The organism is Nonomuraea sp. NPDC052129, assembly GCF_040680095.1.
In the GTDB taxonomy this organism is placed as follows: domain Bacteria; phylum Actinomycetota; class Actinomycetes; order Streptosporangiales; family Streptosporangiaceae; genus Nonomuraea.
The window spans coordinates 1-12,900 of the sequence record NZ_JBFAVX010000010.1; the positions used below are offsets into that span (position 1 = coordinate 1).

At 69.3% G+C, this 12,900-nt stretch carries 12 protein-coding genes; 6 read left to right on the plus strand and 6 right to left on the minus strand.

Annotated features, from left to right (window positions below; all coding sequences use genetic code 11):
• Positions 1-395: 395 nt before the first annotated feature.
• From AB0L53_RS22940 to AB0L53_RS22965, 6 genes are read right to left on the minus strand one after another with little or no spacing between them, the layout of a single operon-like run.
• Positions 396-1,724, minus strand: coding sequence for a transcriptional regulator (locus tag AB0L53_RS22940; protein ID WP_363997071.1), 1,329 nt, complete (start codon positions 1,722-1,724; stop codon positions 396-398).
• Positions 1,721-2,527 (minus strand): amidohydrolase family protein, encoded by an 807-nt coding sequence (locus AB0L53_RS22945; protein WP_363997074.1) that lies wholly within the window; start codon positions 2,525-2,527, stop codon positions 1,721-1,723. Before AB0L53_RS22945 ends, AB0L53_RS22940 begins: the two co-directional genes overlap by 4 nt.
• Entirely contained in the window at positions 2,524-3,261 is a 738-nt protein-coding gene (locus AB0L53_RS22950; RefSeq protein ID WP_363997077.1) for an amidohydrolase family protein, read from the minus strand. The genes AB0L53_RS22945 and AB0L53_RS22950 overlap by 4 nt, the downstream gene beginning before the upstream one ends.
• Complete coding sequence (locus AB0L53_RS22955; protein ID WP_363997080.1) at positions 3,245-4,861, minus strand: heparinase II/III family protein; 1,617 nt, start codon at positions 4,859-4,861, stop codon at positions 3,245-3,247. Before AB0L53_RS22955 ends, AB0L53_RS22950 begins: the two co-directional genes overlap by 17 nt.
• A gap of 5 nt (positions 4,862-4,866) precedes the next feature.
• On the minus strand, positions 4,867-5,865 hold the full coding sequence (locus AB0L53_RS22960) for a Gfo/Idh/MocA family oxidoreductase (protein WP_363997083.1): 999 nt from the start codon (positions 5,863-5,865) through the stop codon (positions 4,867-4,869).
• Complete coding sequence (locus AB0L53_RS22965; protein WP_363997086.1) at positions 5,849-7,138, minus strand: sugar ABC transporter substrate-binding protein; 1,290 nt, start codon at positions 7,136-7,138, stop codon at positions 5,849-5,851. Before AB0L53_RS22965 ends, AB0L53_RS22960 begins: the two co-directional genes overlap by 17 nt.
• Before the next feature lie 193 nt (positions 7,139-7,331).
• Here AB0L53_RS22965 and AB0L53_RS22970 point away from each other — a divergent pair, with 193 nt between their 5' ends.
• From AB0L53_RS22970 to AB0L53_RS22995, 6 genes are all read left to right on the plus strand, one after another.
• Positions 7,332-8,219, plus strand: a complete 888-nt coding sequence (locus AB0L53_RS22970; protein ID WP_363997088.1) for a sugar ABC transporter permease — start codon at positions 7,332-7,334, stop codon at positions 8,217-8,219.
• On the plus strand, positions 8,216-9,049 hold the full coding sequence (locus AB0L53_RS22975; RefSeq protein ID WP_363997091.1) for a carbohydrate ABC transporter permease: 834 nt from the start codon (positions 8,216-8,218) through the stop codon (positions 9,047-9,049). Before AB0L53_RS22970 ends, AB0L53_RS22975 begins: the two co-directional genes overlap by 4 nt.
• 33 nt (positions 9,050-9,082) lie before the next feature.
• The gene (locus AB0L53_RS22980; protein WP_363997094.1) at positions 9,083-10,621 is read left to right on the plus strand and encodes a hypothetical protein; all 1,539 of its coding nucleotides are present in this window, start codon (positions 9,083-9,085) and stop codon (positions 10,619-10,621) included.
• A gap of 122 nt (positions 10,622-10,743) precedes the next feature.
• Complete coding sequence (locus AB0L53_RS22985) at positions 10,744-11,187, plus strand: MarR family transcriptional regulator (protein ID WP_363997097.1); 444 nt, start codon at positions 10,744-10,746, stop codon at positions 11,185-11,187.
• Between the two features lie 12 nt (positions 11,188-11,199).
• Positions 11,200-11,997 (plus strand): aminotransferase class IV, encoded by a 798-nt coding sequence (locus tag AB0L53_RS22990; RefSeq protein ID WP_363997100.1) that lies wholly within the window; start codon positions 11,200-11,202, stop codon positions 11,995-11,997.
• Positions 11,998-12,029: 32 nt separating this feature from the next.
• Positions 12,030-12,842 (plus strand): alpha/beta hydrolase, encoded by an 813-nt coding sequence (locus AB0L53_RS22995; RefSeq protein WP_363997103.1) that lies wholly within the window; start codon positions 12,030-12,032, stop codon positions 12,840-12,842.
• Positions 12,843-12,900: the final 58 nt, after the last annotated feature.

Sequence of the window (12,900 nt, forward strand, 5' to 3'; positions counted from 1 at the left end):
GCAACGCCGCATCTCTGATCCGAGGGCGGGCGGTGAGGCCCTCAGGGTCGGGACCGGACGTCGTCACTGCCCCTAGCTCCTATCCATGCGTACAGAATACTTCACGAACAAGAAGCATATTACACACACGTGTAGTCGCGGGCGCAAGGCAGGATCGGCCTGGGACGGCGGTCACCAGCGCGGCACGCACTGATCACTACCGCTCATATGCGCATCCGCCGCCACCACCCGGGTATTTCGGATGCGCTTAGTAGGCGGGTTTCCGCAGGTCAAGGTTGCATGGTGTGCGGCAGAAACCGCGACACATCACAGGCATGGCTCCCGCGTGCGTCCTCGGGCGACGCCTGAACAACAACAGGCCCGCGTACGCCGAGCGACGACAGGCCCGCGTACGCCTAAGCCTTGACGAGCCGGTACGGCTGGCGGGGCCGCCCGGCCTGGGTGCCCTTGACGGGTGGCATCGGCCAGGCCAGCCCCTCCTCCGCCAAACTCTGCAGCACCCGGCGGGCGCTGCGCGGCGCGATGGCCAGCACGTCGGCCACGATCTCGGCGTCGACCACCATCGCGTCGGGACCGTCGCCGAGCCCTTCGACCAGCCGGTCCAGCAGCTTGGCCGCCTTGGTGGTGGCCACCGGCCCGGTCTCGGGCTGGCGGCGCCGGCGTACCGGTAGTGAGAGCGCGGTGCCGTCCCCGCTGACCAGGTACGCCGCCGCGGCGCCGGCGTTGCGTGCCTTCTCCACCGCGACCAGCGCGTTGGCGTCGGCGTCGCGGGCGGTGCCGCCGAGGCCGATGCCGACCTCGGCCGCGACGCCGATGTCCGCGAGGATCCGGTCCATGAACGGCGCCACCCTGAACCCTTCGGTCGCCTGGCGCAGCGCGCCCAGCGTGGTGGTCACCACGTAGCTGTTCTCGTCGCGCGGCACCACGGTCGCGCCCATCAGCCGGGCGTCGGCCAGCAGCGACTGGTGCAACGACAGCTTGAGCTCCTGCTGCCAGTAGTTGCCCGGACCCGAATAGCTGGGCCGGGCCGACGCGGCCAGCTCGACCACCACGATGGCGATCTGCGCGTCCTCCAGCCGGCTGCCCGTGCCGAGCAGGGCGGCGGTGTTGAGCGCGACGCGCAGTGTGTGGGACGTGGGCAGCATGCGCAGCACCGGCACCCCGGCGGCGGTCAGCTTGGTGGCCACGCTCCTGATCGTGGTCAGCGCCGCGGTGGTGGCGCCCTGCCGGTAGAGCCGTTCGTGGAACTCGATGAAGCCGCGGGCCGACTCCGGCTGGTCGTACTCCGACAGATGGACCTCCGCCGTACTGACCCCGATCTCCCCGTAGGCCTCTTCGACGTCGGCCGCGAGCAGCGAGTCGATGCTGACCCGAGCCGGGTCGAGGCCATGGGTGAGCACGCCGCGCAGCAGGCTCGCGTACAGGCTGGCCCCGCTCATCGGTACGAACGTCGCCGGAACGGGCAGCTCGCCCGTCTGCCTGGCCAGGTCGTGCTGGAGCGGCCCGGTGAACAGCACCACGTCGATGCTGTCGGCGATCTTCGAGAATTTCTCGTAGGTCTCGTGCTCCTCCGCGTGCGACGCGCCGACCAGCCGCCAGTCGGCGGCCGCGGGCAGCTCGGCCCCGATCATCATGATCTGCTGGACGAGATCGTTCGGCCCCACGATCCCGATCGCCACCCTGGACCGCGTCTCGGAACGCAGCCGATCCATGATCTTGATCACTCCCGTCCGGATCTCCACTGAAGCAGGCGGGTCATCGTGCCGCCGAGCACGGCGGCTCGGTCCTCCTCAGTGAGGCCACTGAAGATTACCCGTCCCAGCGACATCCGTAGATCAATGAACGGGAAGTCGGACCCGTAGACCACCCGGTCCGCTCCCACCTCTCTCACCATTCTGGCGATATCGGAGCCGCTGTTGAAGGACCCGCACACCTCGAGCACCACGCCGGGACGTCGCCGCGCCACCTCGATCGCCGCGTCGAACCCATTCGGCGTGGCGCCGGCGTGCCCGGCGAGTATCACCACGTCGGGGTAACGGGCCGCGACCTCGTCCACCATGGGCAGGTCGTTGTACGGCGAGCCGTCATAGGTGTGCGTGAGCACCGGGCAGCCCGTGCGCTGCGCGAACTCCCACACCGGAGCGTAGCGGCCGCCGGTGAGCGGATAGTCGTGCAGGTCGGGGTGGAGCTTGATGCCGCCGAACCGGTGGTCGGAGCCCCACATCTCGAGCTCTCCGGCGGGGTCCTGCCAGGGGTTCACGGTGAGGTAACCGGTGAAGCGGTCTGGCGCGCGGCCGACCACCTCGGCCGTCGCCGCGTTCCCCGCCGCGGCGTCCAGCTGGATGGCCAGGTGGCTGGAGATGACCGCGTGCGACACCCCGCACCTGTCCATCACCCTGACCATGCCGTCGGATCCAGCGTCGGGGATGAAGAAGAGGCTGTACGGGCCGACGTGGGCGTGCGCGTCGACGATCCGCACGCTGGTCTGCGGGCGCCGCTCCCACAGAGCCGACGTAAGCGCGTTCACCGGGCGGCCAGGGGCAGCAGGCCGAGCAAGGTGCCGGAGCCGATGGTGGCCACGGCGTCGTCGTCCAGTTCGGCCCACATCAGCCGGGTGACCGCCTCCGCCGGATCCCTGAGCGGCGCCCCGGTGCCGAAGACCACGCGGTCCGCCCCGTACCGCTCGACCAGCCATTCGAGCCCGCAGTGCGAGGAGAGGTTGGCCAGCCCGATGTAGACGTTGTCCGTACGGGCGAGCACCCCGGCGGCCTGCCTGAGCAGGCGGTAGCCGAGCCCGCCGATGACGACGGGCAGGCCGGGGTGCCTGGCGGCGACCGACTCCAGGGCGGGCCAGCCGAGTTGCGGCGCGTCCACGAGCAGCGGCAGCCCGGCCTCGGCGATCGCGCCGAGCATCGCGGCGGCGTCCCGGCCCGCCAGGTCGTAGCCGTGATCGGCGGGATAGGCGCGGACGGCGCGTACGCCGCCGTCCAGCGCGGCGGCCACGAACTCGGCGGCCGTGCCCGTCTCCCCGCAGGTGTCGGGGAGCATCACCCAGCACGGATGCAGCCGGGGCTCGTCCGCGACCAGGTCGAGCAGCTCCCTGTTGCCCGTCGCCGGATCGTGCAGCCACGACAGGGTGTGGCTGACCATGGCCTCGGCGATGCCGAACCGGTCCATCCTGGCCAGCGCCTCCGTGATCGAGCCCGTGCCGACATCCCTGCGCGGGTAGCGGCCGAGCATCGCGTCAGCGTCGATCAGCATGAACCATCCAATCCTCGGGGACTTTGGGGAGTTCCTCGCGGTAGGGGAAGATCCCGACGGTGAATCGGCCGTCATGGCGGCGCAGGCCGAGCGAGTGGATCTCGCCGTAGGCCGCGGTCCTGGTGGCGGGGTCCGGGATCCGGGCGGGGCCGCTGCCGTGCAGGACCTCGTCCGGTAGTTCCAGCGGCACGACGAGGATGCCCGGCCCGCGTGTGCCGGCGTACCCGCCGCCGTGCTCCACCCACGGCGACAGGCCGTGCAGCTGCCAGATCGCCTCCGTGTCGATCCGGTCGGTCACCACCCAGTACGGCGACTCGCCCTTGACGAAGACGATCCGGCGGTCGTGCCGCTTGCCGTAGCCGTGGTGGTGCCCGGCGAAGACGTCCGCCTCGGGCGAGACCGAGAAGACGTCGCAGGCCGCCCGGCGGTCCTCGGTGTACTCCTCGCCGGGGACCAGCAGCGTGTTGTGCGCCCTGGTCGCCTGGTACCAGTCGTAGTAAAGAGGGTCATCGTAGGACGGTGGCCCGCCGGCCTCCCAGGCCAGCGGCACACCCCAGCCGGACAGCACGAAGTCGAGCGCCGCGTGGTGGCTGTGCGGCTCCAGTTCGTGCCCCACGTACGGGCCGTAGTTGACCACGGTGTGGAAGCCGCCCGCGCGGAAGGTCGCGTACCCGCTGGCTTCCAGGTTGTACGACCCCTCGACCGGCCGGCCGAGCTCGGGCCAGACCACACCGCTGTCCTGCAGGTGCGGCACCCAGCCGCCCGGCGTCGCCAGGACCTCCAGCCAGTGCCGCATGGCCAGGTAGCGGGGATGCCGGGACAGCTCCGGCTCGACCGCCGCGGCCCTGTCGACGCTCCCCAGGCACATGTCGTGGTAGCCGGGAGATCGCTCGTGATGCCCGCCGTCGGCGCGTACGTCCTGCTCCAGGTGCTCCAGGACCCGCGCCATGGCGACCTCGGCCCACAGCGCAGCCTCGGGCAGGTCGGCGAACACCCTGGAGGTGTGGAGCAGCTCGCAGGCGGTGACGAACTGCCAGTTGCCGTGCCGGAACGCGTCGTGTTCCTCGGCGGACCACCGGGCGCCGCCGAGCACCGTCTTCATCATCTCCAGCCAGCAGTCGTCGCTCAGCGCGGGCTCGTCGGCGAAGACGGCCAGCGCCTCGGTGACGTACATGGCGCGGGCGCGGACGCCGAGGGAGTACCAGACCACGTCGAGGCCCGGCCAGTCGCCCTGGACGAGGTCGCGGGCGGCGTACCACTGGCGGAACAACCGGTCCCACTCGGCGGCGTGGCGCGGGTCGCCGGTCTCGGCGTAGGCCGTGATCAGCGGGGTCATCCACCTCAGGTAGTGGAAGCCGTACAGCTGGGAACGGCCGTGACCCTTGTCCAGGAAGTCGACCTCGATCCCGTGCAGATCGTCCGCGCCCGCCGAGCCGAGGGCCGCCGGTACCGGCCGCGGCCGGCGCCAGGGCCTGGCCGCGGCGACGCTCGGCGCCCCGAGCGCTTCGAGTAGCGCCTCGTCGGTGATGTGCAGCATCCGCACGGGATCGACGTGCGGCGCCTTCTCGACGGGCCCCTTCTCCCCAGGCGCCTTCTCCACCGGCATCAGAGTTTCACCGGCGATCCCGTGCGGGCGGACTCGTGCGCGGCGGCGAGTACGGCGGTCACGTGCCGCGAGCTCTCCACGCTGATCAGCGGCTCCGCGCCGGTGCGGGCGCAGTCGACGAAGTGGTGGATCGCGTCGCGGTAGGCACCGGCGGGGACGCCGTGGACCACCCGCTGGAGCATGTTCCGCGGGTAGGTGTAGGACTTCTCGGTGGCGAGCTGGATGTTCTCCTTCTGACGGTCGAGCTGGATGACGCCCGACTCGCCGACCACGGTGACGTAGCTGTCCACCATGGTCGGGAAGGTGTTGGGGTAGATCCAGGCCGACTCGAAGGTGGCGACCGCGCCACGGGAGAAGCGGGCCTGGATCTGCATCGCGTCGGGGGTGTCGATGCCCAGGCCGCGCAACCTGCCATGGCGGGCGGTGGCGTAGACCTCGGCCACCTGGTCGTCGTACAGCCAGGTGAGCAGGTCGATGTCGTGACTGGACAGGAACCAGGCGCAGGTCGTCTCGTCCGCCCAGCCGATCATCTCGGTGGGCACGTGGATCGTGTCGTCCTTGCGGGCGTAGCCCACGACCGGCTCGCCGATCAGCTCCATCTGCTGCTTGGCCTGCGCGTACGCGGGCACCCAGCGGTGATTGAACAGGCACATCGCGGTCACGCCCGCCCGCCGGATCGCGGCGACGGAGCGGTCGGCGTCCTCGACGGTCGTCGTGAACGGCTTCTCCACCAGGATGTGCACACCCGCCTCCGCGGCGGCCACCATGACGTCCGCGTGCAGGTGGTCGGGCGTGGTGATCGACACGGCGTCCACCGTGCCCGAGACGAGCAGCTCCCGGTAGCCGGGGTAGACGGTCGCGTCCTGGGCGTGTTCCAGGGCGCGCCGGGCGACCGCCGTGATCTCGACCTCGGGATGGGCGGACAGGACCTCGGCATGGCCCCGGCCCATGATTCCGGCTCCGACGATCCCGATTCTGAGCTTAGGCAAGCGCGTCATTCCATTCCTTCTCGGCGGCGTCGAGCGCCTCCTTGGCGCTCTTGGAGCCCTGGAGGAAGGCCCTGACCTCTTCGGCCAGCGACTCCCCCAGCTCGGTGTCCTTGGGCGTGCCGAGCGGGGTGTACTCGAGCTTCGGCAGCCCCTTGACGATCACCTGGCGGGCCAGGTCCATGGGGTCGTCACCGCCACCGCCGGCGAAGAAGGCGTCCTTCGTCGAAGAGATCGTCGAGGGATAGATGGGCACGAGCTTGCAGAAGGCGAGCTGGTTGGCCCCGTTGGTGAAGAACTTGATGAACTCGGCCGCGGCCCGCTGGTGCTTGGACGCCTTCGGGATGGCGAAGGTCTGCTGGGCCAGGAGCAGGTAACCGCCGGTCTTCGTCTGGACGGGCTCGGTGATGAGCAGGTCCTTGTAGACGTCCGGGGCGTTCTTCTGGATGTTGAGCAGCGTCGCCGCGAACGTGCTCGCGGACAGGGCGAGCTGCCCGTTGTCCAGACTCTGCGGGAAGTTGCGTACGTCCTTGGAGACGGCCCCGGGCGCGATGCCATGCTTGTCGTAGCTCTGCTTGAACCGGCCGAGGAGGGCGGCGACCTCCGGGGTGTTGAACGCGGCCTTCTTCTTGTCGGCCGACAGCAGCTCGACGCCGTAGTAACGGAGCACGCTGGCGGTGTTGATGCCGGGGATGTCGTTGGTGCCGTAGACCTTGGTCTTCTCGTAGACCTTGTCGGCCAGGGCGAGCGCCTCGTCGTACGTCTTCGGCGGGGTCGTCCCGTCGAAGCCGGCCTTGGCGACGACGGACTTGCGATAGATGCCCACCGGCGTGCCGCCGTTGTACCAGGGCACGGCGTACAGCTTGCCCGACACGCGCAGCGGCTCGACCAGGTTGGGCTGGAAGTCGGCGAGGTCGGCGGGCTTGAACGCGTCGTCGAGCGGGCTCAGCGACGGGACGAACCTGCCGATGTCGGTGGAGGCGAGGTTGACCGCGTCCGGGACGTCACCGCTGGCGACCGCCGCGAGCATCTTGGTCGCGATGTCCTGGCCCGGCACGTCGACCCAGTTGATCCGGACCTTGGGGTGGTCCTTCTGGTACTGGGCGATCAGCCCTTCGATGTAGGCGCTGTAGTTCTTCTTGAGGTTGATCGTCCAGAACTCGACCTCTCCCTCGAAGGGCTGGTCGTCGGCCACCGCGGCGGAGCCGCCGGACGTGCCCGCGACGCAGCCGGACGTCACGAGGGCCAGCGCGAGCGCGCCTGCCGCTAAGGCACTTCTCTTCATCACCGCGTACCTCCGCCAGAATATGGCCGTCCTTAATACGTTCTTTCGGCACCATGCCAGCCCGGGGCACAGACCGTCAAGACCGTGCATCTTGACGCTCTCGATGGACCGTCTATAAGCTGCGGCCAAATTCTGGCCAGCCCTTATCGATTCTTAGGTCGGCACTATTGGCAATCCAAGGGATGTGACGCCGATGACCACCAGCCGGATCCCAGGGCAGCGCTGGTACACGCCGTACCTCTTCCCGATCCCGGCCCTGGTGCTGTTCGGCGTCTTCTTCGCGTGGCCGGCGATCACCGCGCTGCAGCTCTCGTTCACCGACTACGACGGGGTGACCCCGCCCGTCTTCACCGGGGTGGACAACTTCGTCAAGATCATCGGCGACGCCCGGTTCTGGACGGCCCTGCGTAACTCGCTGGTGTTCCTTGTCGGGCTGTTCCCGCTGCTCGTCGTGCTCCCGCTGCCACTGGCCGTACTGGTCAACCAGAAGCTGCCCGGCATCAGAACGTTCCGGATGCTCTATTACCTGCCGGTCGTGACCTCGATGGTCGCGGTGGCGGTGGCCTGGAACTACGTCTTCCACCAGCAGGGCGTGCTCAACTGGCTGCTCACCGGGTTCGGCATCCTCGACGAGCCGATCCAGTACCTGCTCGACCCCGCCTGGGCGCTACCAGCGCTGATCCTCGTGGAGGGCTGGAAGAGCATGGGCGTCTACATGATGATCTACCTCGCGGGCCTCCAGACGATCCCGGCGAATCTGTACGAGGCCGCCAGGGTGGACGGCGCGAGCGCCTGGCGCCGAATGCGGAGCATCACCGTGCCGCTGATGATGCCCTACATCGCGGTCACCATCACGATGACCATGCTGGACGCGATGCAGGCCTTCACCACCGTCTTCGTCATGACCAAGGGCGGGCCGCAGGACGCCACGCTCATGCTCGGCTACTACATCTGGTCCGAGGCGTTCGAGAAGTACGACATGGGCTACGCCAGCGCCGTCGGGCTCGTCCTGTGGGCCCTGCTGATCGTCATGGCCCTCCTCAACTACCGGCTCACCAGGGGAAAGCAGGTCGGGCATTGACCCCCAGACTCGGCTGGTGGATGCGCCGGGCAGGCATGTACGTCCTGCTCAGCGCGATCGCCCTGGTGTTCGTCGGCCCCTTCCTGATCCTGCTGTCGGCGGCGCTGAAGCCGTCCGGCCAGGCCGTCTTCTCATTCCCGCCCGACATCATCCCCCGCCCGCCGGTGCTCACCTGGGCCAAGGAGGCGTGGACGGCCATCCCGTTCCCGCGCTACCTGCTCAACTCGACACTCCTGGTCGTCGTGATGGTGCCGGCCTACATCCTCGTGTCGGCGCTGTGCGCCTACCCGCTGGCGCTGATGAACTTCCGCGGCCGGAACGTGATCTTCTTCGCGATCCTGGCCACCATGTTCATGCCCGGCGAGGTCATGCTGCTGCCCAGGTTCCTGGTGGTCTCCCAGATCGGAATGGCCAACAGCTACCTGGGGGTGATCCTGCCGGGGCTGCTCTCGGCCTTCGGGATCTTCCTGTTGCGCCAGACGTTCGCCGGGGTGCCCCGCGAGGTGGTGGACGCCGCCAGGACGGACGGCTGCCACGAGCTGCGCATCTTCTGGCACGTCATGCTCCCCGCCGCCCGTCCCACCCTGGCCATCCTCGGCGTCTTCGGCTTCATCTCGGTCTGGAACAGCTTCATCTGGCCGATGGTCGTGCTGAAGGACTCCGCGCTCTACCCCATCGCGCTGGGGATCGCCTACCTCGCCGGCATCACCGGCACCGACGTCCGCAGCCTCGCGGCCGGCACCGTGATCTCGATCGTGCCGGTCGTCGTCTTCTTCATGATCATGCAACGTCACGTACTCGAAGGCATGAGCGGTGCGGTAAAGGGCTGACACCGCGCACCACCCCCCGGAGGTTTTCCACCGATGTTGACACGCAGGCAGTTGACGCTGGGCGCGCTGGCCGTAGGAGCCCTGAGCGCGATGCCGGGCACGGCACGCGCGGCAGGCCACGACTACACCTCCCGCGAGACGTTCGACCTGTTCGACAAGACCTTCCACGAGAGCGGCGCCGTCGGCCAGCCGACCGACACCAACGAGGTCGGCGGCCTGGGCTGGGGCGCGTCGTACGTGCTCGCCGCCTACATCAGGATGTACGAGGCCTACCGCGACCCCTACTACCTGGACCGGCTCATCCACAACGCCGACCTGGTGCTCGCCCAGCGCGACTCCGAGCGCGGCGTGACCGACTACCGAGGTCTGTCGCTGCCCGCCTGGCGCAACCTCAGCTACACGGCGGGCGGCGTGAGCCTCCTGGACGCGGCTGGGCAGCCGCTGCTCGAGGTGCGCACGGCCCTGACCAACGTGAACGACGCGGTGGCCACCGTACGGGCGGGCAGCGTCGAGGGCCGGTTCACCCTAGAGGTGGCCAACCCCAAGAAGAACCGGGTGTCCACCTTCGCCGAGCTGTCGATGGACCCGACCAGCCCCGACTACGCGGTGCGGCGGATCTTCGACGCCTACCCGTCGCCGAACATGGTCACGGCCAAGGACCTGCGCCCCTCCCCGTCGGGGAACGCGATGCCCGCCCTGGGCGCGGCCAAGCTGGCCGCCGCACCGGCGATCTTCACCGTGCACACCGGCATGATCACCTACCCGCTCGCCTCGTTCGTCCGGCTCGTCCACCAGAACCCCCGCCTGCGCGCCAACGCCCGCTACCGCAGCAAGGCCGCCGAATACCTCACCGCGGTCAAGGCCGCAGCGGCGGTGCACGACCCCGAGTGGGTACGGACCGACGCAGGGCTCGGCTACTTCATCTGGCTCAAGGGCATGCCCGTCCCGTACGACGGCGTCGAGCAGCCCCACAACCAGAGCCTCGGCCTGGGCCAGACCTACGCCGAACTCGCCGCCGCCACCGGGGATCCCACCTTCCGCGACCGCACCCGCCGCCTCGCCCGCGGCTTCGCCGGCGACCTGCGTACCGACGCCGACGACGCCTACGTCTGGCCGTACTGGCCGACCTTCGGCAAGCTCTACAACGGCTACACCAAGGCCGAGAACGTCTCCGAGTGGACCCCGTCGTACGGCACGCCGCCCAAGGGCGCGCAGCAGATGGAGGACCTGAGCCACGGCGGGATCGACGTCGAGTTCGCCGCCGTCGCCCACCGCTGGGGCCTCGGCTTCCACGACCGGGACCTGGCCCGCTTCGCCCGCACGTACACCAAGAACATGGCGACCACCGACAACGGCGTCGCCACCACCTTCGTCTCGGTGGACGGTGGCGGCGGCCTGGCCCCGGCCGGCCAGTACCTCCAGGCGCCGCGCTTCATGCCGGTGGCCCGGGGGGACAGCGCCCTGTTCCCGCACGCGCAGGCGGTGTACGTGGACCACGCCGTCGAGGCCCCCATGGGCTCTACGCTGCTCTGCGTCGCCTACCTCAACTGGTACGCCCGAGGATGCCGCTGACCACGAACACCCGCTGGACCCCCGTTCCTCCTCTCCCCGAACGGGGGTCCCTCCCAAGGGAGACCAGCCACGACGGACCGTTGACGAACCACCCCGGGGATCATCGCGGTATCGTGCCTGAGGTGAACGGGGTCGAGTTGTTCCTGCTCGGGCGGACGCTGATGAAGATCGGCGAGGAGGCCATGCCCACCGAGGGCATCGGCGAGCACTCCACCAGCGTCCGGACCGTCCTCATCGTGGTGAGCGACATCCGGGAGCACCCCGACACCTCCGTGGGCGAGGTGGCGGCCCGCACCGGCCTGCCGCAGAGCGCCGTCTCCGCCGCCGTCGCGCGGCTTAAGACCGTGGGCGCCCTGGAGACCATGACCGACCCCCGCGATCGGCGGCGCTCCCTGATCAGGGAGTCGCCGCAGGTTTCGGCGCGGCTGTCGGAGGTACGTGCCGCGCCGGTGGATGACGCCGTGGCCGCGGCCCTCGACACCGACGACCGGCACGATATCGCCGAGACGGTCGAGATGCTGGAGGAGCTGGCCCGGCGCCTCATCCCCAGGACGCTCAATCGTTAGCCGTACGAGGAGTTGATCGACATCGAACGCACCGTGATCGACGGCAGGCTCGCCGAGGCGCCAGAGGTGACGCTGGCCGTCTCGGCGAGATACGGGCACTTCACTGCGATGCAGGTCAGACAGGGCCGGGTACGCGGCCTCGACCGCCACCTCGACCGGCTCGACCGGGCCACCGAGGAGCTGTTCGGCCGCCCGCTCGACCGTGGGCTGGTGGTCGACTCCATCAGGTCGGCCCTGGGCCTGGACCGGCGGCCGGCGGTCGCGCCCGACGCTTCCGTACGGGTCTACGTGTGCGAGGTCGCCCGCCTGCACGTACTGGTGACCGCCAAGCCTCCCGTCGAGGTCGCCACCACCCCGCGCAGCCTCAAATCGGTCCGCTACCAGCGCTTTCTCCCGCACGTCAAACATCTGGGCGGCTTCCCTCAGGGCTATCTGGGGCGGAAGGTGCAGGCCGAGGGCTTCGACGAGGCCCTGCTCACCGCGGACGACGGGGTGATCTCCGAGGGTTCGATCACCAATCTGGGCTGTTTCGACGGCACCCGGGTGATCTGGCCGGACGCGCCCATGCTGCACGGCATCACGATGCAGCTCATGGAGGCGGGGCTGACTCAGGCGGGTGTGCCGTACGAGAGCCGGGTGTTGCGGGTGGCGGATCTGCCGGACTTCGAGACGGTGTTCCTGACGAACTCGCACGGCGTCGTGGCCGTGGGGCAGGTCGACGATCTGACGCTGAAGGTGGACGAGGCGGCGATGGGCCGGCTGATCGGCTACTTCGAGGGCATGCCCTGGGAGGAAATCCATCATTCTTGATACATCATTCTTGATGCATTAGTGTGAGTGCCATGAAAACTGGCATGTTGCGGGTGGCCGGCGCGCACCTCTACTTCGAGGTACGGGGCACCGGCCCCGTCCTGCTGATCTCGCAGAGCGGCGAAGGTGACGCCGGACGCAGCGTCGACCTCGTGGACCGGCTCGTCTCCGACCACACGGTGATCACGTACGACCGGCGCGGTCTCTCGCGCAGCACCCTGGACGACCCGGCCCGGGGCGCGACCGTCGAGGAGCACGCCGACGACGTCCTGCGCCTGCTCGACCACCTGACCGGCGAGCCGGTGACGATGCTGGGCATGAGCTTCGGCGCCACCATCGGGCTGCACCTGGTGGCGAGCGGCCGGCTGAGCAGGCTGATCGCGCACGAGCCCGTGGCGCCGTGGCTGCTCCCCCCTGACGAGTGCCTCGGCCACCGGCGGGAACTGGCCGAGGGGCAGGAGATCTACCGGCGCGACGGCCTGCCCGCCCTGCTCAAGGAGATCAGCAGGACACTCGGCATCGACCTCGCCGCCAAGGACATCGAGCCGGACCTGACCCCGCAACCGATGACCGAGCAGCGGATCGCCAACTTCGGCTACTTCGTGGAGCACGACTGGACGGCGATCATCGCCGACCGGCTGGACCCCGCCACGCTGAAGAGCGCCCCGATCGTGCCCGTCGCCGGTCGCGCCACGCCGCACACGGTCTTCGACTATCGATGCGCGGAGGAGTTGGCGCGGCTGCTCGGCACCGACCTCGTGCACTTCCCGGGCGGGCACAACGGCAACACCTCACACCCCAGGGCGTACGCGGCCTCACTCCGCGAACTCCTCGCGCAGCCATAACCTGCCGTCGCTTCCACTTTTCCCGAAATATCGCCGCCGCAGGTGAAGTGTCGGCGAT

What these genes read in the sequence shown, in the direction of transcription:
- AB0L53_RS22950 (WP_363997077.1), bottom strand. Translation starts at nt 3,261, where the DNA reads ATGCTGATCGACGCTGACGCGATGCTCGGCCGCTACCCGCGCAGGGAT.
- AB0L53_RS22960 (WP_363997083.1), bottom strand. Translation starts at nt 5,865, where the DNA reads ATGACGCGCTTGCCTAAGCTCAGAATCGGGATCGTCGGAGCCGGAATC.
- AB0L53_RS22965 (WP_363997086.1), bottom strand. Translation starts at nt 7,138, where the DNA reads ATGAAGAGAAGTGCCTTAGCGGCAGGCGCGCTCGCGCTGGCCCTCGTG.
- AB0L53_RS22970 (WP_363997088.1), top strand. Translation starts at nt 7,332, where the DNA reads ATGACCACCAGCCGGATCCCAGGGCAGCGCTGGTACACGCCGTACCTC.
- AB0L53_RS22980 (WP_363997094.1), top strand. Translation starts at nt 9,083, where the DNA reads ATGTTGACACGCAGGCAGTTGACGCTGGGCGCGCTGGCCGTAGGAGCC.
- AB0L53_RS22995 (WP_363997103.1), top strand. Translation starts at nt 12,030, where the DNA reads ATGAAAACTGGCATGTTGCGGGTGGCCGGCGCGCACCTCTACTTCGAG.